Consider the following 25925-nt stretch of genomic DNA (forward strand, 5'->3'; position numbering starts at 1 on the left):
ACAATGCGTTGAAACTGCTTTTAAACCGCTTAGCGCAAGTTAATGCTCATATTTGGACCTGCGGCCACGGCAATGTCCGACTCGAACCAGCGGGAGGTAATGGTCTTAGTTTCAGTGTAGAAACGTACCGCTTGCTTACCATAAGCGTGTTGGTCGCCGTAGAAGCTGCCCTTCCAACCCGTGAACGAGAAGAAAGGTAATGGCACAGGGATAGGCACGTTGATACCGACTTGGCCAACTTCGATTTCGTGTTGATATTTACGGGCGGCGGCGCCACTTGCGGTAAAGATAGAGGTACCATTACCGTAAGGGCTGGCGTTAACCAGTTCGATAGCATCTTCTAATGAATCCGACTCCATACAGCAAAGCACAGGGCCAAAGATTTCTTCTTTGTAGATGCTCATATCGGTCGTGACCTTAGTGAACATGGTCGGTCCTACCCAGTTACCTGACTCGAAACCTGCCACGCTAAAGTGGCTGCCATCGAGTAAACACTCTGCGCCTTCTTCCTTACCTTGGGCGATAAGTTTGAGCACGCGCGCTTTAGCGGCAGGGCTGATCAGCGGGCCGTAACCGGCTTCTTTATCGTCCCATAAACCTGGGCGAACCTTAGCTAAGGCTTCTTTAAGCTCAGGGATCCACTCTTTAGCCGCGCCGACAAATACCGCGACCGAAATCGCCATACAGCGTTGACCCGCAGCGCCAACCGATGCGCCCACTAGGTTGTTGATGACTTGCTGCTTATTCGCATCAGGCATGATCACGCAGTGGTTTTTTGCCCCAGCAAAAGCTTGCACGCGTTTTAAGTTATCGGTACCGGTTTTGTAGATATATTGACCAACAGCCACAGAGCCGACGAAGGAAATGGCTTTCACCGCAGGGTCTGCCAGCAGGATATCGACCGCCGTTTTATCGCCATGCACCAGCTGTAATACGCCCTTTGGCGCGCCCGCTTCGACAAACAGCTCAACTAAGCGCTGCGGCGTCATTGGGTCTTGCTCTGATGGCTTAAGGATAAAAGTGTTACCGCAGGCAATCGCCAGAGGGAACATCCACAGCGGGATCATCGCTGGGAAGTTAAATGGCGTGATGCCCGCACACACACCCAGAGGCTGAGTGTAGCTGTAGGTATCGATTGAACGTGCGACGTTCTCAACGGTTTCGCCCATCAGTAATGAGGCAATGTTGCAGGCATGTTCTGCCACTTCAATTCCGCGCCACACATCGCCCTTGGCATCTTCAAAGGTTTTGCCAGTTTCTTTGGCAAGGATAGTCGCCAGTTCGTCGTGGTGTTCTTTAAGTAAGTGTTGGTAGCGCAACATGACACGGGCACGCTCAGATACTGGCACTTCTTTCCACGTCTTAAAAGCCGCCTTGGCACTGGCAATGGCCGCGTGCACTTCATCGGCCGTAGCGCTGTTGATAAGGGCGATTGGCTCGTTATTGGCGGGATTGGTCACCACGATTTGTGATGTACCTGTGCCTGTGGTGAATTCGCCATCGATGTAATGCTTAACTTGTGTGGTCATGTTGCAATCCTTTTCCTTGTTTAGGGTCGAGCTGGCGGTGCGATATTATGTTTATCCTCAGCGGGATGTTTGCCCTTGCCAGCTCAGTCTTGGTCTTGTTGATTGTTTTGCCGTTATTCGCGATTAAGCCTTTGATTAGACTTCGATTGCCATAGCGGTCGCTTCACCGCCACCGATACAGAGTGAGGCTACGCCGCGCTTAAGCCCACGGGCTTTAAGTGCATGAATTAAGGTCACCAGCAAACGGGCGCCCGAGCAACCGATAGGATGACCTAAGGCGCAGGCGCCGCCATTCACGTTCACTTTGGCCATGTCTAAACCTAATTCAGAAACCGCCAGCATAGTCACCATGGCAAAGGCTTCGTTGATTTCGAACAGATCAACCTCATCCTTAGACCAGCCCACATTGCTCAGCAGTTTTGCCATAGCGCCAACAGGCGCAGTGGTAAAGAGTGATGGCTCCTGGGCATGGGTGGTGTGGCCCTTGATGGTGGCGAGCACTGTTAAGCCTAACTGCTCGGCATTGGCGCGGGTGGTTAGCATCAGCGCCGCTGCACCATCGGAAATTGAGCTTGAGTTTGCCGCAGTAATAGTGCCGTCTTTAGCAAAGGCTGGGCGCAGTGCAGGGATTTTTTCAGGGCGAGCGTTACCTGGCTGCTCATCGGTATCGATAGTCACATCACCACGGCGATCGCTTACTGTGACGGGCACAATCTCCGCCTTGAAGGCGCCAGAGTTAATAGCCGCGTTGGCTTTTTCCAGTGAGCTTAGGGCAAAAGCATCCATTTGCTCGCGGGTTAAGCCGTATTCATCGGCGGTTTTCTGGGCGAATGTGCCCATGGCGCCGCCAGTGTAGGCATCTTCTAAACCGTCGAGGAACATATGATCTAAGACCTTGCCATGGCCCATACGCATGCCTGAGCGCGCTTTATCTAGCAAGTAAGGGGCTTGGCTCATGCTTTCCATACCGCCAGCAACCACCAACTTAGCACTGCCCGCTTTGAGTAAATCGTGGGCAAGCATTACGGTTTTCATCCCAGAGCCACAAACTTTGTTTACGGTCGTAGCACCCACAGACAGAGGTAAACCTGCCCCTAAGGTCGCCTGACGCGCTGGCGCTTGACCCAGACCCGCTGGCAATACGCAGCCCATTAACACTTCATCGACCTTATCAGGCGCTACTTGGGTGTCAGCTAACAGGGCTTTGATGGCTGTGGCCGCTAAGCTCGGAGACGTTACGCCAGACAAACTGCCTTGAAAGCCACCCATTGGGGTGCGTTTAGCGGCAACAATAACGATCTCTTGGTTAAATTGTTCAGTACTCATGGGGACTCCAAGCTAAATGTGCCTTGGCGGTAACACTCGCCAGCGGCGGATAAATAATGACAATGAAACCACTCTGACGTTTACGCGAACGTAAAGCAAGTATTCCTTGGTCTAATGTGTCGAGAAAATTCCACAAAAATTGTCAGTCAGGATTTACAGTCAAGGGAGTGAAATACAGCGTGAATGCTATGAGGCAGAAGTTGCCAAGCCCATTACCAATTTAAACCGAGGTAAAAGTAGCGGGATAAAAAAGCTTACAAAACGATATAGCGAACACAGTTTGAAAAGCAGAGTGGCCTTAGGTTAGCCAAAGCCACTCGATTTAAGAGAGCAGTAAAATAAACGCCAAAACAAACGCTAAAACAGTGCTAAGCCGAATGCGTAGAGGGAATTATTGCGATTCCCACGGCGTGACGGCCGACATATCGCTTAAGTCATAGGGCGTTAATTGGTAAACGTAATAGTTGAGCCAGTTGCTGACGAGCAGGCTGCCATGACTGTGCCAACGAGCAATGGCATCGGCCTTAGGATCGTCATTACGATAATAGTTTTGCGGCACATTGGGATTTAATCCCTGCGCCAAATCCCGATGATATTCATCGTTTAAGGTAGATTTTTGGTATTCGGGATGACCCATCACAAACAGGTTACGATTGTTACGACTAAGAACTAAGTAAGCCCCTGCCTCATCGGATTCCGCCAGTACTTGTAGCTCAGTGTGTTGTTTAAGCTCCTCGATATCCATCTCGGCAAAGCGGGAATGCGGCGCAAAGAACTCATCATCGAATCCGCGCAGCAATGGGAAATGTTGGCAGGTGCGGCGATGCACAAACACCCCAGAACGCTTTTGCTGCAGGATTTTCCGATTTAAACCATAGAGATGGTAAAGCCCCGCATGAGCTGCCCAGCAGAGGAAGAGCACTGAGGTCACATGCTGCTGTGACCAATCGATAATCTCGCGGATATGATCCCAGTAAGTGACCTCTTCGAAATCGATTTGCCCAAGGGGCGCGCCCGTGATGATCAGACCGTCGTAGTTTTTATGGCGCACATCCTCAAAGTCACGGTAGAAGGTGTTCATATGATCGATTGAGGTGTGCTTTGACTCTTTATCGTGAATGCGCAGTAAATCCACATCCACCTGCAATGGCGTGTTGCCTAATAGGCGTAGAAGCTGGGTTTCTGTCTCGATTTTATTGGGCATCAGATTCAGGATCAGCACCTTCATCGGTCTGATATCCTGATTGGCTGCCCGGGTTTCGGACATGACGAAAATATTTTCAGATTCTAAAATCCCTGCTGCAGGCAGATGATCTGGAATTTTAACTGGCATACCGCGCCTCTTCTATTCAACAATCAAAGGTTCCGGCGCGCGTATGCCACTCATCAAAGAGCAAACAAATTAGCGACCGACTTTCTCAAGCAGTATCGTCATAGGCTCAGTCGAATTGAGGTCGACATGATAGGCTTGAGTATTAATAAACAATAACTTATCACCGAGCATTATCCTTGCCCCAATGGCATAGGTATGCCCCGCTTCAAACTGATCACGCCCCATCGAAAAACTAAACGGCGTTGGGGTTTTCGCCCCTTGGGAAACGCGCTCTGCCATGACTACGGCGGGCACATCCATCTTAGAGACATCAAGCAACTGCACTATCAACTTGGCATCGGCGGGCAATGCGATACGTTCGCGGTACATGGCCTCACCTTTAATCTCGACAATCGCATTAGGTGTGGCACAACCTGAAATCACCGTGGTGACGGCGAGTAACACCATAGCCGCTAATTTTTGCCATGCAGATGTCAGTCCGCCAATCCTTAACCCTTGTCTCATTTCATTTCTCCTAATCATACATAAAGACTTCTGGATGTCTATACGCCCAAGCTATAAATCTTGTCATGCTGGGCATATCTTCCTATGATAAGCCACCATTTCGTTGCCGAAAAATTTATGACCCAAGCAACTGCGATAATTGTGGGCGCTAGCTCACATTTAAGCCGCGAACTTGCCAAACAATTGGCCGATCAGCAGGTTGAATTAGCCCTTTTTGCCCAAGATGTCGAATCACTCCGCGAATTTGCCTCGACCCTGCCCACTAAAGTTCAGGTCTTTTCACTGCAAATTGAGCAGCCAAGCGCCATCATCAAGCAACTCGAAAGCGTTTGGCACGACTTAGGTGGCGCCCACTTAGTCTTAGTGAATACCGGACTCAATAGCTACGATCCAGAGCTGCCATGGCTACCAGAGCAGGACATTATCGATGTCAATGTGCGGGGCTTTGCCGCTATCTGCAATACGGCATTTAGATTATTTCGCGAGCAGGGTTATGGCCAACTTGCCGCCATCAACTCGATTGCTGGTCTGCGCGGCGGCCCAAGTGTGGCTTACCATGCCTCTAAAGCCTTTGCGCAAAACTATTTGGAAGGCTTAAGCATGCATGCCCAGCGGCTTAAGTTGCCCATTACCATTACCGACATCCAACTCGGTTTACTGGATAAGGCCGCCATGCAGCAAAGTACGCTATGGCTTGCCCCACTCCCGCAAGTGGCGGCGCAGATCATTAAGGCCATGCAGCAGGGTAAACGCCGCGTGTATGTGACCAAGCGTTGGCGCTTAGTGGCTTGGCTCACGAAATTGCTGCCAGAGTTTATCTACAACACGCGCCACTGGAAGCCGAAAAAGGCTAAAAAGTAGTGTAATGCCGCGTTTAGCTTTATAAAACTGCGAAAACAAAAAAGGAGCCACTGGCTCCTTTTTTGTTACTTTAAAATCAGATGATTAGAAAGTGTAACCCACACTGACCATATAAACCCATGGGTTAATATCGGTTTCGAATACGTATTGATCAGTGCCCGCGGTGAATTTCACGTCGGTACTAATTTGTGCATACCAAACTGAAGCGTTAACTAACCAGTTTTTATTCACTTGGTAATCTAAACCCACTTGTGCCGCTAAGCCCCAAGAAGTACTCATACTTAAATTACTCAAACCGAGTGATTTACCATGTGCATTAAAATCATTGTCGAAAAAGTTAGTGTAGTTTACGCCAACGCCTACATATGGACGCAATTTAGATTGAGCATCACCAAAATAATATTGAGCCACTAAGGTCGGTGGTAACTGCTTAGTTTCCGCAATTTCACCAACGCCAGGTGCAGGTAATGAAACAGAGTGGCTAAAAGGTGTTGCCGCTAATAATTCGATACCGAAGTTGTCGGTCAACATATAACCGAAGTTCAAGCCTAGCTGCGTATCATTATCGACTGAAAATTCACCTAAAGTTAACACGTTAGCGCTTGACTCATTTGGCGCAACAGTCACAGCACCAGCACGAACAATGATATCGCCCGCTTGATGAGCAGAAACAGAAGCAGAGAAACCAGCGGCTAACAGGGTGGCGGCGATCAGTGTAGAAACAGTAGTTTTATTCATCATCATACTCCATATGTACAACATAGGTTTTTGTTTTACATTACATCCTTAACAATTGACGCCTACACTGCCAGATAAATTCGTTTACCTTATTGATCCAAATCAAGATTAAGTGGTGATACTTATTTTGAGGTATAAACCATGGGATCCGTGTCACGCTATCTAAACATTTATTGATAATGCCAGTTCATTTTTTGTGACTTACCGCATTCATTAGCCACAGCTAAATACCTCCACAAGGAGTAATTGCGTCATCGCGCCGCTTACAAAATGTTTACATCGGTTTTAAGAAAAACTCAGCCTATTGAGGTACAAGCAGGCATAAAAATAGGGAGGAAAAAACTCGACACAGACTTCAATCAAGCCAGGAGTCATCACACTCAAACTCGTTTATCTGGTGAGCTTGATATAGGTTTGAGTCACTAACGGGTGAAGGAGTCTGACGTTAACGACTGATGCTCTTACTCGGCCAAAGTCAGCCGCGGATATTGCGAAAACCAACCCTTTGCGGCAAGGCGCTGCTCAAACACCGCCAACGCGCGCTTGGGATTATGGGTTAACTGCAAGGCAAATAATGAGGTTAAACCGAAGGGAGCGATAAGCTGTAAGCTATCGATGACGGAAGTGGATGGGCTAGGCATTGGTGCAAGGTACACGGCGACGGCAGTTTCCTGTTCTGGCCAATAAGACATCGCATCCTGTGTCGATTGATAGGGGTTGTCGTGATTCTTAAGGTGCATGCGCGCCTGATTTTTTACCGACCAAGGTAACTCTGGCGCCAGAGTTTGCAGGTATGCTTCTATCGCCCTATCCCGCTCGGGACGAGTATCCAAGGGGCAATAGTAAATCAGATCGATATCGTTTAACGGACGCTGCTGAATATCATGCAATTTGTCCCACACCAAATTGCGGACAAACCCCGCCGCCAAGCACCACTGCGGCAAGCTATGCACTTGGGCGCATTGCTGCGCCAATTCAAGTACTCTCATCCGATGCTTATCTTGGCTTAGCCATGTGCGTAATACTGCAGCTAATTCCGTTTCAGTCATGCCTAAAATCCGCGGCTATCTTGGCTAGCACATAAGAATGGACGATCACTGGCCGTCGATTTATGCCATTTGTCATCGTTATTGAAATCGCTATTAGAGATCGTTATTAGCAATACTGCACTTAACCACTTAATGACAAAAAAGCCAATCACCTATTCATTTATTGAAAATCATCTTCCAATAACCACCATATCAACGCCATCGCTATGATAAGACTCATAAAATGAGTCTTATCATCTAGGTTAGTATGGCGATAAGCTTAACCTTATCTTGGACAAACGATACTCACCACAAAATGGCTTAAACCGCGTCGGCTTGGCGCTCTGGCGCCGCATCCGCAAAGGCTGGCAACAGATTACATTCAGCCCATACCCGCATGATATTGGGGTACGGCGTTAAATCCACATTGAAACGCTGGGCGTTGTACACCTGTGGCACTAAACACAGATCCGCCAGCGTCACTTTGTCACCAAAACAATAACGGCCACTATGGCGCGCAAGTTGAGTTTCGAGCGCCGCGAACCCACTCGCCACCCAATGGTGATACCAAGCGGTTTTGGCTTCTTCGTCGACGTTCAGCTTCTGAGTTAAATACTGCAATACCCGCAGGTTATTGAGTGGATGAATTTCACAGGCGATGGTTAACGCCATGGCGCGCACATGGGCACGTTCAAGTGCCGATGCAGGCAGTAGCGGCGTCTTTGGATAAAGCTCATCCAAATACTCGATAATGGCGAGGGATTGGGATAAGGCATCACCATCCTGCTCATCATCGACCACTAAGGTCGGCACCAGCTCCTGCGGGTTTAGGGCGATATAATCCGCCTTGTGCTGCTCGCCACCATCACGCACTAAATGCACCGACAACTGCTCGGCGCTCACGCCTTTAAGATTGAGGGCAATACGCACACGATAGGCGGCGCTAGAGCGCCAATAACCGTATAGTTTCATCTCACTCTGTCCTTATGTCATCCTGAAAAAAACGGGGCTAAAAGCCCCGTCAATATTATCTGTCACTGTGTAAACACAAAAGCCTTACGCCTTGTACTCAACCACTTTTTGATCGATAGAACCAAAAATTGAGACTCCGTTATCATCAAGCATTTCGATGCGCACTGTGTCACCAAAACGCATAAACGGTGTGCTAGCTTTGCCGTCGGCGATCACTTCGAGCATACGTTTCTCGGCCAAACAGCTTGAGCCGGCACTGCGGTCATAGTTAGAAATCGTACCCGAGCCGATAATCGCGCCCGCGCCTAATGGACGGGTTTTAGCAACATGAGAAACTAACTGACTGAAGTTAAAGGTCATATCCACACCCGCATTCGGGCGGCCGAATAGTTCGCCATTTAAATGGGTGATAAGCGGTAAATGCACCTTTGAATCTTCCCAGCGGTGGCCTAATTCATCTGGCGTGATGGCGACAGGAGAGAAGCTGCTCGAAGGTTTGGATTGGAAGAAACCAAACCCTTTGGCCAGCTCTGCGGGGATCAGGTTACGCAGTGACACATCGTTCACTAACATCAACAGCTTAATGTGCGCGGTAGCATTTTCAACGCTCACCCCCATAGGCACATCATCGGTGATCACGGCGATTTCCGATTCGAAATCGATGCCCCAGTCTTCGCTCGCCAGCGGGATATCCGCCTTTGGCGCGATAAAGCTGTCAGAGCCGCCTTGGTAAAACAGCGGATCGGTCCAGAAGGTTTCAGGCATTTCAGCGCCGCGCGCCTTACGGACTAATTCCACATGGTTGACATAGGCGCTACCATCGGCCCACTGGTACGCACGTGGCAAAGGTGATAAACATTTGGCTTCATCGAAGGCTTGCGCGTTTGGTAATTTGCCTTCGTTCAGCGCATCATACAGTTCTTGCAATTGTGGCTTGAGCAGATCCCAACCATCGAGTAATTGTTGCATCGTGTGGGCAATCGCGGGTACGGCAACCGTTTGAGTAAGATCGCGGCTCACTAACATCAGCTGGCCATCACGGCGACCATTGTTATAACTGGCAAGTTTCATATCTGCTCCTGTGCTTCTACGGCTCGGCGTACTGCGCTTTTTATCTATTTATGGTTAGCCGATACGCTCAGCTAACGGGAATGGGTGACAACGAGTGCGGGCAATCTAGCCTTTTTTGACTCGGCGTTAGGGTTTGCTGCGCGTAGAAATACCCGAAGCGACGGCGGATTCCTATAGCGTGAGCAAAATCACATTTCACCCTATCATTTCACATTTTGTAAACTAATCATTACGTTTCATACCCTGCTGCCGCTTGTCACTATTTCGCAGAACGATATGGTGAAAAAGTCGGCAACAAAGTGGAACGATACTGTTACATCCTAAGCTTAAAGCAAGATTACTTTGGCTTGGCTATCTTGTATTCCCTGAGTTTGTTGGCGATGGCCGTGTGGGACACCCCTAATTTTTTCGCCAATTGGCGAGTACTGGGGTAAGCTGGATATAAGCGGCGCAGCAAGCTGGCCTCAAATTGTTTCATCGCGTCATCGAGATTGCCTTCAAAAGCATTATCGAAATAGCCAAAACCTTCGGCGTAGGATGGCAACTTAAGCTGCTCAACGGTCAACTCGCCCGAACCGTCCCACATAGATACCGCCCTGAAGACCGCATTCTTAAGCTGACGCACGTTACCCGGCCAAGCGTAGGTTAAGAGATGATCGCGGCATTGGGCCGAAATTCGTCTCACTGGACTAGAGAGTTGCTGACTGTAGTGCTCGAGGAACATCTCCGTCAGCGGAATGATATCGACTTTGCGCTCACGCAGTGATGGAATATGGTAGCTCAGCACATGGATGCGATAGTACAAATCTTCCCTAAACTCACCGGTTTGACACAACTCGGCTAAGTTTTTCTGGGTCGAGCAGATGATCCGCACATCGGCGCGAACTTCTTCGTCGCCACCAATGCGTCTAAAGGTGCCATCCTGTAATAACCGCAGCAGTTTAACCTGTGCCGCCTTTGACATTTCGGCCACTTCATCGAGGAACACAGTGCCGCCCTTCGCTTCTTCAAAAAAGCCGCGCTTAATCACTTTGCCTTGGCTGACGTAACCAAAGAGTTCCTCTTCGGCGGCGCTATCGGGCAGTGCCGCACAGTTAATGGCGATAAAGGGTTTTTCGCGGCGCATGCTGGCATCATGGCTGGCTCTGGCCATCAGCTCTTTTCCCGTGCCAGTCTCGCCAGTGATTAATAGCGGCGCGTCGAGCTGCGCCATACGGCGAGCTTGTTTCAGCACTTCTTTCATCTTGTCACTGCTGGCTAACACATTTTCAAAGCCCGCGGTTTGATTTTGCAGTGCATTGAATTGTTTACCGACCCGCGCCGGCGATTTAAGCGAGACCACAGCGCCCACAAGGATGGTCTTATCATCCTCATCGGGTAAGTAAATCGGTAACATTTCGGCCAAATATTCGTTTTGGCCGATATTGACCCGCGCCGCCTGCGGCAACACTTGGCTCTCACTGAGCCAACGGCTGAAGTTAAACCCTTGCACCCAATGGTTTAAGGACTCATCGAGCACTTCGTGCTCCCCCATGCCCATGTTGAGTAGCGCCGACTCGTTGACGATACGAATGCGCGCCTTCACGTCGATGGAGAACACTGAGTCAGGGAGGGTTTTGAGTAGGGTTTTTAAGGCGTAGTGTTCCTGCTCCGAAGGCATAAACGACACAGTTCGCACATCGTGAACACTCTCCACTTTGCGGATCTGCGGCATCAAGGCACTTAAGGTATCAAAACTGACCTCGGCAAATTGCAGGTAGAGAAAGCCCTGGTTACTGGCATCGATGGCGATGAGATTAATGCCATAACGTTCTAACACGACTAAGATGTCTTTCGCTAAACCCACGCGATCTTGACAGCTAACTTCCAAGCGCATAATGACTGATATTCCCTATTTTGATTCGAATTTTGGGATAAACCGTGCAGAGCTATTATCTCGAGGTTAATGCCCTTAGGCTTGGCCTCGTAAGACATTCGTTTGATGATGCCTCTATAGTTTACGCAAACGTAAAAGGCAGGATAAGTAGCTGGGCGTGTATACGTTAGAAGGTTACGCTCAAAGTGGCAAGTCTAGTTTACAGCGTATTTGTAACAGGAAGAAAAAATCAGCGCCTAAATACAATTAAAGCGCTGATTTTAAAATTGAATTTTTTAATCTAACAACTGGTCGGTCTTGGCTGCCATGATGAAGTCATTCTTATGCAGCCCCTTGATTGAGTGTGACCACCAAGTCACAGTCACCTTGCCCCACTCGGTTAAAATGCCTGGGTGGTGGAATTCTTCTTCGGCCAGATCCGCTAACTTATTGGTAAACGCCATCGCTAACTTAAAGTTTTTAAACTTGTAAACCCGTTCCAGTTGCATGATGCCATCACGCACTTGCACGCCCCAATCGGGGATCATGCGGATAAGTTCGGCCAATTCTGCATCGGTCACTTTCGGCGCATCGGCTTGGCAAGCTTCACATTTCATTTGGGTTAACGCTGTCATACATACTCCTCTTGGCAACATTAGGGGATCAATCCGTTGCAATTATTACGCTTTATTCAATTCGTTTTTAGTGGTCAGCCATTAGCTGGCTTTCTTGGTCTTGGGCGGATACTTAGGGGCAAATAAGCCTAACTGACGCGCCTTAGCCACATAGGCCATGATGTCCATCTTGGCTATTTCATCCAGCATATCAATATGTTCAATCACATAATAAATCGGCTGCATAATATCGATACGGTAAGGCGTGCGTAGCACATCTAAGAGATCGAAGGGCTTACGCTCCGGCACTTGGCTTTCCATGGCATACAAGGTTTCGCCGGGAGAGCTTAAAATACCGCCGCCGTAGATACACAATGCGCCATCTTGAGGTTTGAGCAAGCCAAACTCGACGGTAAACCAATACAGGCGCGCCAAAAAGACGCGGTCTTCCTTGCTGGCATTTAAGCCCAATTGACCATAGATATGGGAAAAATGGGCGAAAGAAGGATTGGTCAGCAAGGGGCAATGGCCAAAGATCTCATGGAAAATATCCGGCTCTTGCAGATAATCAAACTCTTCCTTGCGACGAATAAAGGTCGCAACTGGAAATTCCTTGTTGGCCAATAGCTCAAAGAAGCGGCCAAAGGAAATCAAAGCTGGTACGGCCGCGGTTTTCCATCCAGTCGTGGCCTGCAAGACTTTATCAATCTCAGCCAATTGTGGAATGCGGTCCTTCGGCATCGCCAAGGCATCGAGCCCTTGGAGATATTCCTTACAGGCACGCCCCGGTAGGTTTACCGCTTGGCGAGCATACAATTGGCTCCAAATATCATGTTCTTCCTGCGGGTAATGGATAAACCCAGAATCATCTGCACTTCGCGCAACATAGGGCGCAGTGTGCGCTATCTCTTTAGTCATAAAATTCACTTCATGGCTGACGCTAATGCCTCCATAGTGATCTAAGCCTCGATTTTTGTTAACTCCCTCACAGTTTATTGTTCATGCGACAATGTGACGCAAACGTAAAGCAAATATTACAAGGCGATTAAATCCTTGGTCATTCCAAACCGGATCTGAGTTAGACCGGTAGCAAACCTTGACACTGCCGCTCAAAAATGACGACGATAGACTGATAATATGCAGAAAAACCGACAAATTTCGGTGTTTGCAAATGGCTTTTCTGCGTGGGTCATTTACAATATTGCCCAATAACCGCCTCTCCTTAATCTGAAGGTTCGCAATGAAACAACATCAAATTCGTAAAGCCGTTATTCCCGTCGCTGGACTTGGCACTCGTATGCTTCCTGCGACCAAAGCAATTCCTAAGGAAATGCTGCCTGTTGTTGATAAACCATTGATCCAATATGTGGTTAGTGAAGCCATTGATGCGGGGATCAAAGAAATTGTCCTCGTGACCCACGCCAGTAAAAACTCTATCGAAAACCATTTCGACACCAGTTTTGAATTAGAGGCGCAATTAGAGCGCCGCGTGAAGCGTCAATTACTCGAAGCGGTACAATCCATTTGCCCGAAAGACGTGACTGTGATCAGCGTGCGCCAATCCCAAGCCAAAGGCTTAGGTCATGCGATTTTATGTGCGAAATCCGTCGTCGGTGATGCGCCTTTCGCCGTGTTACTGCCGGATGTGATTATCGATGATGCCAGCTGCAACCTGAAAACCGACAACTTGGCCGCCATGGTGAGCCTGTTTGATGAAACCCAAGTGGGCCAAATCATGGTTGAAGGCGTGCCACATCATCTAGTGAACCAATACGGTATTGCGGATGTGAATGGCCACGATCTACAGCCTGGCGAATCAGAGCCATTGGTCGAACTCGTTGAAAAACCACCGGTTGACGAAGCACCGTCTAACTTAGCCGTAGTGGGTCGTTACGTATTGCCCGCAGCCATTTGGCCACTGCTCGCTAAAACCCCAGCAGGCGCGGGTGATGAAATCCAATTAACTGACGCCATTGCAATGTTAATGAAGCAAGAAACCGTAAACGCTTACTACATGCAAGGTAAGAGTCATGATTGCGGTAACAAGCAAGGCTATATGCGCGCTAACGTAGAATACGCCCTGCGCCACAGCGAAATCGGTGAAGATTTTGCTCAATATTTAAAAACAGTAGTAAAAGGAATTAAATAATGACGATTTTAGTGACCGGAGGCGCCGGTTATATCGGCACTCATACCGTAGTGGAATTACTCAATGCGGGGAACGAAGTGATTGTTTTAGACAATCTGTCTAATTCAAGCATCGAAGCCCTTAACCGTGTCGAGCGCATTACCGGTAAATCGGTCACCTTTTACCAAGGCGATATTCTCAATAAGGCCTTACTGCAGAAAGTCTTTAGCGACCATAACATCGATGCCGTTATCCATTTTGCAGGATTAAAAGCCGTTGGCGAGTCAGTTACTAAACCGCTGAAATACTATGAGAATAACGTGACTGGCACCTTAATTCTTTGCCAAGTGATGGCAGAGTTTAAGGTGAAAAATCTCGTCTTTAGTTCTTCTGCTACTGTGTATGGCGACCCTGCCAGCCTGCCGATTACCGAAGATTTTCCAACGGGTGCCACTAACCCATACGGTCAGTCTAAATTGATGGTGGAGCATATACTGGCGGATTTACACCATAGCGATCCGAGTTGGAATATCGCCCGTTTACGTTACTTCAACCCTGTTGGCGCCCATGCCAGCGGCTTGATTGGCGAAGATCCTAACGATATTCCAAATAACTTGATGCCATTTATCGCGCAGGTTGCGGTCGGTAAACGCGAAGCGTTAAGTGTGTTTGGTAATGATTACCCAACCCACGATGGTACAGGCGTTCGCGACTATATCCATGTGGTGGATTTAGCCCTTGGACACCTCAAGGCCCTTGAAAAACTGGCCACCAAACCAGGACTTGTCACCTATAACCTAGGCACAGGCCAAGGCTACAGTGTGCTCGATATGGTCAAGGCCTTTGAAAAGGCTTGTGGTAAGTCGATTGCCTATCAAATTGCTCCGCGCCGTCCGGGTGACATTGCCGCCTGTTATGCAAACCCAGATCATGCTAAAACCGATCTGGGCTGGCAGGCGACTCACAGCCTAGAGGATATGGCGAACAGCAGTTGGCATTGGCAATCTACCAATCCAAATGGTTATAAAGGCTAATCATCTAAATGGCTTGTGGTAACTCCCAAGCCATTTTTATTATCCCTTATCACAATTAAACTCAGTAATACCTATGACAGAAAGCATCAATCACAGCCGCCGTAATCTCTTTAGCCGCCGTAAATCCTCGGCAATTCGACCGCCTTGGGTACGTGAAGGCATTGAGTTTACTGACATCTGTACCCGATGCTCAGCCTGTATCAACGCCTGTGAAACTAAGATTATCTTCAAGGGAGATGGCGGCTTTCCCGAAGTCTCCTTTAAGGACAATGAGTGCACTTTTTGTCGCCAATGTGCCAGCGTCTGTCCGGAAGAACAGCTCTTTGATCTGAACCAATCCCCATGGCAACACAAAGCCGTAGTACAAGATAACTGCTTAACATATCAGGGTATTTGGTGCCAAAGTTGTAAAGATGCCTGTGAGCCTCGCGCCATTGGTTTTACCTTAAGCGTGGGTAATGCCCCAATGCCGAAAATTGATACAGCACTCTGCACGGGCTGTGGAGCCTGTGTCGCCCCCTGCCCGAGCCAAGCCATCAGTATTAAGCCTGTAGAATAACCTTATGCCGTGAGTGTTACTGGGCTTCACGGCGTATTTAGGTTACTATCTCGCGCTCTAACCCTTCTCCAATTACCTAGGTTTCCTATTACCATGTTTGGCAAAAAATTTACCTTTACCCGAAGCGCTTCCCCAGCACTGAGTTTTATCGCCGAAGGGACTAAGCTTACGGGCAATATCGAATTTGCCGGAGATGTATTGATAGGCGGTGACGTACAAGGGCAAATCTTATCGCAGGCCAATGTCATTGTTGAGCGCACAGGAAACCTCCACTGCGAGGTCAAATGCCGCGAGCTGATTATCGATGGCTATTTTAAAGGTCGCCTGATTTGCGAGCGCTTAGTCATCCAAGCCCATGGTATTGTCGATGGCGATGTGGCTTGCACCTCGATGCAGATCAGTGAAGGGGGTCAGTTTATTGGATTAAGGATTAAAGAAGACCATCAGACTATCCATGCCCATAGCCTGCCGTCTGCAGCCTCAAGCAGCACGCGAATCACCCCTGTGCCGACATTGTCGCCCGAGCAGGAATAACGCTCTCCTTCGCTAATGAGTGCTCACAGCCAATCGAGATGATGACCCTTTAACCAAGTAAAGACTTTTACTGGCAAGTCAGCGCGGTCAGCACCGCCATCATTGTCCACTTGAGCAAACAATCGTTAAGTAATTGTTAATTTAACGAGTAAGATCACAGTTACGCCGTACGGCAACTGCTAACCTAGCCTACCAGCAATGCATTTCGTGCATGATTTCTGCCGCTTAACAAAGTGTCCCCATGTGTCTTGCGAATAGGAGCACAGGGCCATTGCAGACTAAGACTCATACAAGGCGAGACCAAATGAGCAACCCATTACTAAAACAAATCTGCGAACTGGATGTCTTCACCTTATTGGTATTTAAAAGCATTTTTTATAACGGACACGCAAATAGTGCCGCCAAGGCGCTCAATGTGTCGGCGCCTAAAATTAGCCGCTGCCTGAATGCGCTTCGTCTCACCTTTAACGATGAGCTGTTTTATCGCCGTCAACAGGGCTTGAAACCGACGCCCCTCGCCGAAAGTTTGTATGTCGCCATTTGCCAATTTACTGATTCGGTGTACTACCTAGAGCAATCGGCACTACAAATTCAAAATGCGGCTAATCATGTTGAGCGGCCGCTACATATCGCCGCAAGTAATGGATTATTAAGCTTTTTAGCGCCGCAGCTCAGTACACCCGAGGCGATAAGTGAACTAGGCCAAGTTAGGTTACATAAATGGCAGGAAAACAGTCCTGAGTTAATCCACGCAGGAGAATTAGACTTTGGCATCACCATAGAGCAGACCGACACTAAGGAGCTCAGCGTCTCCCGCTTAGGCTGTATTTCCAATGTCTATGTGGTGGCCTCAAAGCAGCATCCCCTGTGGGAAAGCCAACTGGAAATCAGCTTAGAACAAATCTGCCGCTATGCCTTTTTGTGCCTCGAACTTAAAGGATTCAATAGCCGAATTGACCCACTCGAACTGTTTTGCCAACGCCAAGGGCTGCTGTTGCCATCGATTGAAAGGGTGATCGATCGGGAAGAATGGTACGCCCATTTACTCACCATGCAGAGCGTCGCCTTCTGCTCGAGTATCGATATGCATACCGCCAAACATATGCCTGGATTGAAGTTGGCGCCGCTGCCCGTTTCTGAGCAGCAGCGCCTGCATGACACTCTTATGCCGCCGCAGTATTTTCTCATCGAAAAGCCCCGCAGCCACAGGCGCTATAGTCAAAATCAATGTGAATTAGTGGTCAGTTCATTATTAACCGCACTGACAGCACAGGCACCACAAGCTGCCAGCCTACGCGCCGCTCAATAGCGCTTACAAACTAGCAATTAAGATAAAACTCAACACCCTAAAGCATGGACGCTTTTGACTGTAAACCATTCGATGTTAACCAAATGCATCGACTGTTAACTAACGGCATTTCGAGCCGGATTTTACCCCACATGCCCTAATCGCCCTGCTCGAAAAACGCGGTGTTCTTGACTCTTTTGTACCTCTTACCGAAAGTCATAAAAAGCTATATAAACAAGTTTCAACAGTCTCCTCCATGAAAATTAATCGAAAATTAATCCGATTAAACCACTCAAAATAAAAACAAAATTTTGCTGCGCAGCTCATGTTTTTAGTATCGAATTCTAAATTGCGAAATATTCAATTTCACAATCTAGAATTACCGTTTTGCTGTGTTAAATCATCGTTCACATATCGGATACAAACTTATAAATACCACTTTATAAGTAGGTGAATAGACCTATAGTAGAGTCACTGCACACGCAGTCTTATAGAAAGAAAAAGGGACGCGATGATGAAAAACTACAATAAATCTCTACTGGCACTAGCACTCACTAGTGCCTTATGTTTAACAGCCTGCGGGGACGGTAAAGACGGCGTAGATGGCGCTGACGGAACCAATGGCCAAAACGGTCAAGACGGTCAAGACGGTCTAAATGCAGGTGATGTGGTAACCACTGCCTATAAAGCCGGCGACGTAAATATCAATATTGACACTAACGGCAGCATTTTGGCCGGTAACGGTACTTTTGCTTTGAAATTTACCGCTACCGCTAAAAACCAAGCTGGGGCAGATAAACCCCTTACAGGCCTAAACCAAATTCGTCTCTACTCAGCAACAGCAATGACGAACACCACTGCAGATGGTCCTGCCATTTATTGGCAGAGCAACGGTTCTCTATACTGTACTCTGACAGGCCTAAGTGGCACATCAAATGCTTGTACACTCGTAGAGGATGCAAATAATCCAGGCACTTACACAGGTTCTTGGACTTATGATGGCGCACCATCAATCATGAACGCTTCGGATGATTTGGCTGCGCCTCATCGCATTATGGTACGCGCGTACAACGTCACCGATGCTACTGGTAATGCCATTTCAGATAAGATTTTAGAAACTCTAACTTATCAACCATCAACTGGTACAGTTGACATTGCCTCTGGTAAAGATACTGTGCCTGACGCTGTTTGTCAGAACTGTCATGGCGAAAGCGCCGCTACTGGAAAAATCGCTAACATTAGTGCCCATAGCAACTATGAAAGTGTCGAGAACTGTATCCAGTGCCACAACCCTGCTAGACAACCAAATGCAACCCAAGCAGAAGAAGGCTATGTATTTGACATGCCAGCAATGATCCATCGTATCCATGGTGGTGAACATTTAGCTGCTTTATCTATCTATGGCTTTAAGCAAGCTGAAGAATGGGCTGAAATTGGTTACCCAGCCCCCTTAAATGAATGTACAGTGTGCCATAGTACTGAAGAAGGTAAAACCACTTGGAAAGATGAACCAACGCGCGCAGCTTGTACTGGTTGTCACTCCAATATCGACTTTACTACTGGCCAAGGTCACGCTGACTTCAATCTGGCTCAAGCTGACGACTCTCAGTGTGCCAGCTGCCACGGCACAGGAGGCCTAGCACCTGATAACGCCCACCGTGTTGGCGAGCGTAAAGAACTGGCAAGCTTGGTACAGATTAATTTCACCGGAGCAAGCGTAGATAGCGGTACACTGACAGTAACAGCAGATGTTATGGTCAATGGTGCATTGTCTTCTGACCTTTCTGTACTAGGGGTTAAATCTACTCTGATGGGTAATGTGGATGCAAACGGTGTTGTTCATCGTTGGGGTTCACGTCCAGCACTGACTGCGGGGACTTTCACTGGTACCGGTAAACTGGTGCTGACCCGTGCTGTAACAACTGCTGAAGCGACGGGTTCAATATATGTTGGTACAGAAGCTACCTTCTGTGTAGACACCAACTTAAAGGCTGCATCTTGTGACGCAACTGCCGCTCGTGCGTACGGTAACCCAGTAGAAGTGGTTCACGGTAGTCCCGTTTTCTCAACAGCTATTGGTGTAACCGCTGCGACTAAGTTCTTCAGCTTAGACGGCTCAACAGTGACCCCTGCTCGCTTTGCTGTCCCAAGCCGCATCACTGTAGCGGAAGCGAAGTGTGAAGCTTGCCACAACTCTTTAGACGTTACTAAAGGTGCTGGCCATGGTGTTTATACCTTCGACCAATGTATGGATTGCCACAACAACGACTACGCAGGCTCTTACCATCCAAATGCTTGGTACAAAGATGCCAATGGTAATCAAGCGGTTAAAAATATCACTCCATTTGCTAACCGCGACTTGGTTACTGTAGTTCACCGTTATCACTCTGGTAACTTTGATACAGTTGAAGGTGTCCATACCGCAACTAACAGCCGCACAAATGAGCAAGAAGTTGTTGGTTACCCAGGCGTGCAAGGCGACTGTACCGCATGTCACAAAGATGGTGCGACTCTGTTTGCGGCCGACGGTGGTTTAACTTCGGGTAAACGCTCCATTGCAGTTAATGGCGGTTACATTAGCCCTGTTGCTGAATCATGCCGTAGTTGTCACACCAGCGAGGCTGCTCTGGCTCACTTCAAGTCACAAGGCTCAACTACTGCAGCAGATACACCAGACAGTTCTGCCATCCTACCAGTAGAATCATGCGCGACCTGCCATGCTGAAGGTAAAACCTATGGCATAGATAAGGTACACGCAGAGGTAGCACACTAGTACTAGTACCTCCGGGTTGCCCCCTGCACAACCCGAACTTCCTCTCTGCAACTTATTGGGGCTCCTTCGGAGCCCCTTTTTTATCGGTACTTTTAATGAATGGTGGTATCAACTTGAGTCGCACTTTGTGCGATACGTTGCCTTAAGAGCTTAATAAATTCTCTCGGGTCACGGTCTAAACTGTCGTGGGGAATATAGAGATGATAACCAAGATGAGTATTGAGCATCACGCAGCGATGACCAAACATCGCCAACACGCCGCGGTAACGGTCTCCCTCAATGACGAGCGGGCTAAATTCGGCGCCAAGATAGGTTTCTAAGGTCGCCAAATCTTCCTGCTGTGAGGCTGCAGTCACCAATAACGGCCGCTGCTCAGTCAATAAACCCGCCGCAAGGCGCAATGAAATATTATCGAGGATCGGGTTTAGCTGTTTGAGCTTAATGCCAATATAGGAAAGCTCAATAGTATCAACACCCTGAGTGACTCGAGGAATATCTACCCGTTGAATGTTGCTCCAGTTTATTGCGACTTTGCCGCGGCGATGAAAATAGGTCAGTCCCTGTTCATCCATGCTCAAGGTGGTCTCAGGTTCATAGACCTTCGCCAAGCCCAATATCAACGCAATCGCACCTAAGCTGAAAAACACTAAGCCCACGGCAAATAGCTCGGGAAATAGTACAAATAGACCAAAGCCTAAGACAAAGGCACTGGCGCCCACAATCGTTAAGGTTACACCATTACGTTTTGAGAGCGGGCGAACCGAGACAACATCGGACTCTAGCGTCATATTTTTATTCCTGTTTAATCCAGAGCCATAAACGGCCTATGTATTCATGTATCGCCCGTTGCGAAGCGAGCAAGTTATCCGCAGTCAAGCGCCAGTAGAAACCATCTCTGGCCCTAAAATCCGTCGGTGCGGCGCTCGCCGTTAATCCTTGACCGCTAAAAATCGCCATCGACCTTGGCATATGGGAAGCCGAGGTCACTAACCGTACAGCTTGATTACTAAAGTGTTCTTTAAAATAGTGCGCCTCTTCAATCGTGTCGCGCGGCAGAGGCAATTGAACGATACGTGATGCATCGACACCGAGTTCAACCGCCGCCTTTGCCATCACTTCGGCATGGGGATGCTGCGTTAGCTCACCCTCCCAACCACTGACCACTAAGGTGCAGTCTTGACCTAATTGGAGTTGCCTTAGCCCTTCCGTTAGCCGCGCTAAGGCGACCGTCGATAAAGATTGTACCGCCGTTGCTCCTTGGATATCGGCATGCCCAGAGCCCAACACCATTACCACACAGGTACCCGCAATAGGCGTGGAATTAATGGGATATTGAGCCTCGAGCGGTTTAACGAGATAGTCGACACTCAATTGACTGCTGAGCACTAAGAGCAGCGAAAACGCACCGCCAATCGCCCATTTTGCTAACCTAGGTTTGCGCCAAATCAACAAAGACAGCAGTAATAACAACAGGATAAATGGAATTGGCATGATTGCCTGAGAGACAACTTTCTTAACCCAAAACATGCGTTAGTGCCCAATTATTCAAAGGAGCGCAATCATAACATCAAAAGAAAGCAAAACGCATCGCCAAGGCGATGCGTTGTCACGAGGGAAAACATAACGTTACTGGGTTATTTTTCCCATAACCACGCGGCGCCGCGCACACCCGAAGAGCAGCCATAAAGGTTCTGTACGACAGGCGTTCGACACTCTCTTCCCACAACATAACGAGTTAATAATGCAGGTAATCTTGGATAAATCGCCTCAATATTAGACATGCCGCCGCCGAGGACAATCGCATCCGGGTCGAGCATATTAATCACATGGGCGAGTGAGCGCGCGAGTCTGTCCATATAACGATCAAAGGCCGCGATCGCCATTTCATCCCCCGCATCGACTAAGGCCATGATCTCAGTGCCAGATTTCGCAGGCGCAGCTTGGGCATTCACCGCACGGCTTATTGCCTCGTTGTAATCGCGAACAAAGCCAGTGCCCGAAATAAAGGTTTCGATACAATCGGGGTTCCCACAAAAACAACGGGTAGTATTAAACTCCTCCTTGGTCATCCAAGGCAGCGGATTATGGCCCCACTCACCGCCAATGCCATTACCACCCGCGTGGACTTTGCCGTTAATGGCCACACCCGCGCCGCAGCCCGTGCCAATGATCACCCCAAACACCACAGATTTTCCCGCAGCAGCGCCATCGACGGCCTCGGATACCGCAAAACAGTTGGCATCATTAGCTACCCGCACTTCGCGGCCGAGCAGTTCCCCTAAATTCACATCGAGGGGATGACCGTTGATCCAGGTCGAGTTGGCATTTTTGACTAATCCTGAATAGGGAGAAATGACTCCCGGGATCCCCACACCAACCGTGCCCTTTTCACCTAAGGTCGCTTCGGCCTCATTCACTAAATCGACGATGGCATTCAGGGTGCCCTGATAATCCCGAGGGGTATTGATACGCTTACGAAAAAGTTCATTACCTTCCTCACTTAAGGCGACGAGTTCTATTTTTGTGCCACCTAAATCGATGCCCATGCGTATCATGAATGACTTACTCCACTGTTATTCGACCAAGGCGTCAGTACAGACGTCCTTGGCATTGTTCGTTATTCTGCCCAGCCTGGCGCCGTGGCAATAAAATAAGGGTTTAATATGTCAGGTTTTTGATTGTAGGTTAAGGGTAAACCTGAGTCATAACACACAACTTTGCCGCCTGCGCTTTCCAGCACAGCCTGCGCGGCTGCCGTGTCCCATTCGCTCGTAGGCCCTAATCTGGGGTAGAGATCGGCCTTGCCCTCTGCCAACATACAAAACTTCAGCGAGCTTCCTACGCTTAACATCTCGTGTTGACCGAAATCCTTTAAATATTCCGCCACATCAGGGCTTAGATGCGAACGACTGCCGACAACAATTGGTACTTGTCTTGGCGGGTTACAGCCCTGAAGCTCTCGCTCTTGTTGCCCATCCTGTCGCCAAGCGCCTAAGTGTCTGGCGCCAAAATAGACAGTATTGAGCACGGGCGCATAAACCACACCCGCAATAGCAACACCTTGATGGATAAGCGCAATGTTGACGGTAAACTCACCATTTCGCTTAATAAATTCCTTAGTGCCATCCAAAGGGTCAATCAGCCAATAGGTCTGCCAGTGTTGACGTTCATCCCAGTCAATATCAGCCGCTTCTTCCGACATCACGGGAATGCCCGCAAATTGCTCGGTAAGCTGGGCTAAAATAACTTTGTGAGCCGCCAAATCGGCCGCCGTCACAGGGCTCTCATCACGCTTTTGCGTAACGGCAAAATCCTCTTGGGCATAAATCGCCATGATGGCGTCGCCTGCCGCATTGGCAATCTTTACCACCCGCAGTAAATCAGCCTTCGAAAAATGCGCTGCCATCGCTGTATTATCTGTCACTTAGCCACCTGTATTCGATTTGCTTTTCGGCATTATGCCACTGGCAGCAATTGATAATTAAGAACAAATTCATCATATATCGAGCAAAATCGACTAAGGCACTGACAAATTCTGTCAGGCGCAAGGCTTACGCCACGGGCATAAACGCTAAATAAGTCGAGTCTAAGCCAAGCTGAATACGCTGAAAAGAGTCATTGCCTAGGCTGCATTCGTATTCACAGCCTTGAAAACACTGCAAAGATGAGAAAGAAAACGACGGAGTAAGATGAGGCCACTTGAAGCTACCACTTGCCTTAGACCAAGACTAAGGGCTTCATCTGCAACCATTTATTACGAGAGATAACGCTTAATAAACTTGCGCGGCATAATCCTCAAGCATGACCTTAAGCTGCCATCGCCAGTCACGCCACAGCTCGGGGCTATGGGTTGATGTCGAATTTTGCCCAGTTAAGCACTGGCGTACTCTACCGCTATTTAGCGCGCTGTAACTGGGTCTTGCTGCCAGTTTATTGCCTTTCTCAAGCGCTTTTGCCGCATAACTTAGGCTATCTATGGCGCTAATCGGCACGGCTTTATCTAATAACTTCAGTGCCAAGGCTTGGCGCTGGATTTCGAGGGCAAATTCATACCAACTGCATTGCCCCTGCCCGGCATAATGGAATAATCCAGAACCGCAACCGACGTTTAACGGACTCGCGATCAACTGCCAAATAAGATGCGCAAGTGCATCTACCCATGTTGGCGAACCTATTTGGTCGTTTATCACGGTAAGTGGCTGACCATCAGGTATAGTAGCCATCAACCTCAGCATCGTTTTCACAAAATTATGTCCATCGACACCGTAGAGCCATGCGGTGCGAATAACAATCGCGCGCTCAGCCAAGATCCGCAGCACCGCTTGCTCTCCCGCGAGTTTACTCTGGCCATAGACAGATAAAGGCGCAGGCGTGGCGTTTTCAGTTAACCCGCCTTCAATTAAGCCACTTTCAGTTAAGCCACTTTCAATTAAGCCACTTTCAGTTAAGCCACTTTCAATTAAGCCACTGCGGGTTATCCCGTTCTGATTTAACGCCAGTTCAGAAGCCTTCGCAGGCTCGCCACTAAATACGTAATCGCTGGAGATATGCACCAAACGCGCGCCCGTAAGCGCACATTCGCTTGCCAATAACTCAGGCCCTAGGCTATTGACACGATAAGCCTCATCGGCCGCCGTTTCCGCCCTATCGACCGCATTGTAGGCGGCGCAGTTGATCACCCACTCAGGGTTAAAGTGGGCAAAGGCAGCGGCAACACTTTGTTTATCACCGATATCTAACTGGGCATGGCTTAGCGCGTGCACACGAAAGACGCGGCCATCTAATCTATATGCCGCCTTGGCAAGCGTTCGTAATAGAGCCTTAGCAAGTTGGCTATCTGCGGCAGTTAACAATACTGTTACTGTTGATTTTGGCTCGCCATTAGGCGCGTGCATCTCCTTGATATCCTTTTGCATTCTTAACGTCGGCGCCTCAAGCGATATCGTCGCTAAACAGCGGCATTAAATCGGCAACGCTTTTATGACCCCGCTGAGCTAAGAAGTTAAGCAGCGCCATCGGCGAGCGATTGAGCAGCTTATCCTTTGGATAATCAACCGCTTCAATAATACTTAAGGCACGGTCAAACCCGCCGAGACTAAAAGCCACATGGGAATCCGAGCCCATCACTAAGGTGGCCCCCAATTCTTTTGCCGCTTTAGCAATAGCGGTGCAGTTAGCTTCGCTGCCCTTGCGAGAGACTTCAAAGGAGGAATTATTGATTTCAAGCGCCACCCCATATTCGGCGGCAGCTGCGGCTACTGCCTCAATATCAATGGGATAAGCAGGATTACCCGGATGGGTAATAATATCGACTTTGCCGCTTTTAATGGCGTTAATCATCGCCTCGGTATGGGTGGCCTTATCCGAAGGCGGAAATACTGGTTCATGAAACCCTGCCAACACAATATCAAGCTGCGACAAATAATCGCCAAAGTAATCGATTTCACCCTCGCGGTTTTTAATATTGGCTTCGATGCCGCGTAAAATTCCCACGCCATCGACCATACGCGGGAGCACACGTAAATTCACAAAATGCCAAAAATGCGGTGCATCCGCCATCGCCGGACCATGGTCGGTTGTGGCAAACAGACGGATCCCCTTTTGCTTCGCCACCGCCAAATAATCGTGGATTGTGCTATAGGCATGGGTTGATGCCACGGTATGGGTATGGGTATCGACTGGGTACTGCATGGGTCACCTCTGTCTTGTTCTATTGTGTTCTGACTATTGTGATCTGTATGCGTTAACCATTAGTCAGTTAACGTTCCTTAGGCTCAG

At 48.6% G+C, this 25925-nt stretch carries 24 protein-coding genes; 7 read left to right on the forward strand and 17 right to left on the reverse strand.

Translation table 11 applies throughout. From position 1 onward, the window contains the following. Positions 1 to 29: 29 nt before the first annotated feature. From N5E87_RS14125 to N5E87_RS14140, 4 genes are all read right to left on the reverse strand, one after another. Positions 30 to 1529 carry a CoA-acylating methylmalonate-semialdehyde dehydrogenase gene (locus N5E87_RS14125; RefSeq protein WP_086902402.1) on the reverse strand — a complete coding sequence of 500 codons (1500 nt, stop codon included), beginning with the start codon at positions 1527 to 1529 and terminating at the stop codon, positions 30 to 32. Positions 1530 to 1664: 135 nt separating this feature from the next. Beyond that, positions 1665 to 2855 (reverse strand): acetyl-CoA C-acyltransferase, encoded by a 1191-nt coding sequence (locus tag N5E87_RS14130; protein ID WP_086902401.1) that lies wholly within the window; start codon positions 2853 to 2855, stop codon positions 1665 to 1667. 391 nt (positions 2856 to 3246) lie between these two features. Next, on the reverse strand, positions 3247 to 4188 hold the full coding sequence (metA, locus tag N5E87_RS14135) for a homoserine O-succinyltransferase (protein WP_086902400.1): 942 nt from the start codon (positions 4186 to 4188) through the stop codon (positions 3247 to 3249). 69 nt (positions 4189 to 4257) lie between these two features. Next, positions 4258 to 4692, reverse strand: coding sequence for a YbaY family lipoprotein (locus N5E87_RS14140; RefSeq protein ID WP_086902399.1), 435 nt, complete (start codon positions 4690 to 4692; stop codon positions 4258 to 4260). A gap of 117 nt (positions 4693 to 4809) precedes the next feature. On the opposite strand from N5E87_RS14140, the gene N5E87_RS14145 reads away from it, so the two are divergent. Continuing rightward, positions 4810 to 5553, forward strand: coding sequence for an SDR family NAD(P)-dependent oxidoreductase (locus N5E87_RS14145; protein WP_086902424.1), 744 nt, complete (start codon positions 4810 to 4812; stop codon positions 5551 to 5553). 84 nt (positions 5554 to 5637) lie between these two features. Here the strand turns inward: N5E87_RS14145 and ompW are convergent, their stop codons facing one another. From ompW to phhA, 7 genes are all read right to left on the reverse strand, one after another. After that, positions 5638 to 6294, reverse strand: coding sequence for an outer membrane protein OmpW (gene ompW / locus N5E87_RS14150; RefSeq protein ID WP_164717871.1), 657 nt, complete (start codon positions 6292 to 6294; stop codon positions 5638 to 5640). 458 nt (positions 6295 to 6752) lie between these two features. After that, entirely contained in the window at positions 6753 to 7340 is a 588-nt protein-coding gene (locus tag N5E87_RS14155) for a nucleotidyltransferase family protein (RefSeq protein WP_126511614.1), read from the reverse strand. A 300-nt stretch (positions 7341 to 7640) separates the two neighbouring features. Next, positions 7641 to 8291 (reverse strand): maleylacetoacetate isomerase, encoded by a 651-nt coding sequence (maiA, locus tag N5E87_RS14160; protein WP_086902396.1) that lies wholly within the window; start codon positions 8289 to 8291, stop codon positions 7641 to 7643. 84 nt (positions 8292 to 8375) lie between these two features. Further along, on the reverse strand, positions 8376 to 9362 hold the full coding sequence (locus N5E87_RS14165) for a fumarylacetoacetate hydrolase family protein (RefSeq protein ID WP_126511615.1): 987 nt from the start codon (positions 9360 to 9362) through the stop codon (positions 8376 to 8378). A 337-nt stretch (positions 9363 to 9699) separates the two neighbouring features. Continuing rightward, positions 9700 to 11238 carry a transcriptional regulator TyrR gene (gene tyrR / locus N5E87_RS14170; RefSeq protein ID WP_011717658.1) on the reverse strand — a complete coding sequence of 513 codons (1539 nt, stop codon included), beginning with the start codon at positions 11236 to 11238 and terminating at the stop codon, positions 9700 to 9702. 275 nt (positions 11239 to 11513) lie between these two features. Further along, the gene (locus N5E87_RS14175) at positions 11514 to 11852 is read right to left on the reverse strand and encodes a 4a-hydroxytetrahydrobiopterin dehydratase (protein ID WP_069454624.1); all 339 of its coding nucleotides are present in this window, start codon (positions 11850 to 11852) and stop codon (positions 11514 to 11516) included. 81 nt (positions 11853 to 11933) lie between these two features. Further along, complete coding sequence (gene phhA / locus N5E87_RS14180) at positions 11934 to 12749, reverse strand: phenylalanine 4-monooxygenase (RefSeq protein ID WP_126511617.1); 816 nt, start codon at positions 12747 to 12749, stop codon at positions 11934 to 11936. A gap of 322 nt (positions 12750 to 13071) precedes the next feature. Here phhA and galU point away from each other — a divergent pair, with 322 nt between their 5' ends. From galU to N5E87_RS14210, 6 genes are all read left to right on the forward strand, one after another. Continuing rightward, entirely contained in the window at positions 13072 to 13980 is a 909-nt protein-coding gene (gene galU / locus N5E87_RS14185) for a UTP--glucose-1-phosphate uridylyltransferase GalU (RefSeq protein WP_011717661.1), read from the forward strand. After that, positions 13980 to 14993, forward strand: coding sequence for a UDP-glucose 4-epimerase GalE (gene galE / locus N5E87_RS14190; protein WP_086902393.1), 1014 nt, complete (start codon positions 13980 to 13982; stop codon positions 14991 to 14993). Before galU ends, galE begins: the two co-directional genes overlap by 1 nt. Before the next feature lie 73 nt (positions 14994 to 15066). Beyond that, positions 15067 to 15552 carry a ferredoxin-type protein NapF gene (gene napF, locus N5E87_RS14195; RefSeq protein ID WP_086902392.1) on the forward strand — a complete coding sequence of 162 codons (486 nt, stop codon included), beginning with the start codon at positions 15067 to 15069 and terminating at the stop codon, positions 15550 to 15552. A gap of 93 nt (positions 15553 to 15645) precedes the next feature. Further along, on the forward strand, positions 15646 to 16086 hold the full coding sequence (locus N5E87_RS14200) for a polymer-forming cytoskeletal protein (RefSeq protein WP_086902391.1): 441 nt from the start codon (positions 15646 to 15648) through the stop codon (positions 16084 to 16086). A 304-nt stretch (positions 16087 to 16390) separates the two neighbouring features. Beyond that, a complete protein-coding gene (locus N5E87_RS14205) occupies positions 16391 to 17395 on the forward strand; it encodes a LysR family transcriptional regulator (RefSeq protein ID WP_086902390.1) in 1005 nt (334 codons plus the stop codon). A 490-nt stretch (positions 17396 to 17885) separates the two neighbouring features. Beyond that, on the forward strand, positions 17886 to 20147 hold the full coding sequence (locus tag N5E87_RS14210) for an OmcA/MtrC family decaheme c-type cytochrome (RefSeq protein WP_086902389.1): 2262 nt from the start codon (positions 17886 to 17888) through the stop codon (positions 20145 to 20147). Positions 20148 to 20239: 92 nt separating this feature from the next. On the opposite strand, the gene N5E87_RS14215 is transcribed toward N5E87_RS14210, so the two are convergent. From N5E87_RS14215 to N5E87_RS14240, 6 genes are all read right to left on the reverse strand, one after another. Next, entirely contained in the window at positions 20240 to 20935 is a 696-nt protein-coding gene (locus N5E87_RS14215; protein WP_086902388.1) for a DUF2982 domain-containing protein, read from the reverse strand. A gap of 4 nt (positions 20936 to 20939) precedes the next feature. Further along, entirely contained in the window at positions 20940 to 21638 is a 699-nt protein-coding gene (locus tag N5E87_RS14220; RefSeq protein ID WP_164717872.1) for a YdcF family protein, read from the reverse strand. A gap of 143 nt (positions 21639 to 21781) precedes the next feature. Next, complete coding sequence (mak, locus tag N5E87_RS14225) at positions 21782 to 22702, reverse strand: fructokinase (RefSeq protein WP_086902386.1); 921 nt, start codon at positions 22700 to 22702, stop codon at positions 21782 to 21784. Between the two features lie 62 nt (positions 22703 to 22764). After that, positions 22765 to 23571, reverse strand: a complete 807-nt coding sequence (gene cysQ / locus N5E87_RS14230) for a 3'(2'),5'-bisphosphate nucleotidase CysQ (RefSeq protein WP_086902385.1) — start codon at positions 23569 to 23571, stop codon at positions 22765 to 22767. 346 nt (positions 23572 to 23917) lie between these two features. After that, positions 23918 to 25042 (reverse strand): sugar nucleotide-binding protein, encoded by a 1125-nt coding sequence (locus tag N5E87_RS14235; RefSeq protein ID WP_086902384.1) that lies wholly within the window; start codon positions 25040 to 25042, stop codon positions 23918 to 23920. A gap of 37 nt (positions 25043 to 25079) precedes the next feature. After that, complete coding sequence (locus N5E87_RS14240) at positions 25080 to 25838, reverse strand: phosphatase (RefSeq protein ID WP_011623371.1); 759 nt, start codon at positions 25836 to 25838, stop codon at positions 25080 to 25082. Positions 25839 to 25925 lie beyond the last annotated feature (87 nt).

Origin of the sequence: Shewanella sp. GD03713, assembly GCF_029843705.1 — a bacterium.
Taxonomy (GTDB): domain Bacteria; phylum Pseudomonadota; class Gammaproteobacteria; order Enterobacterales; family Shewanellaceae; genus Shewanella.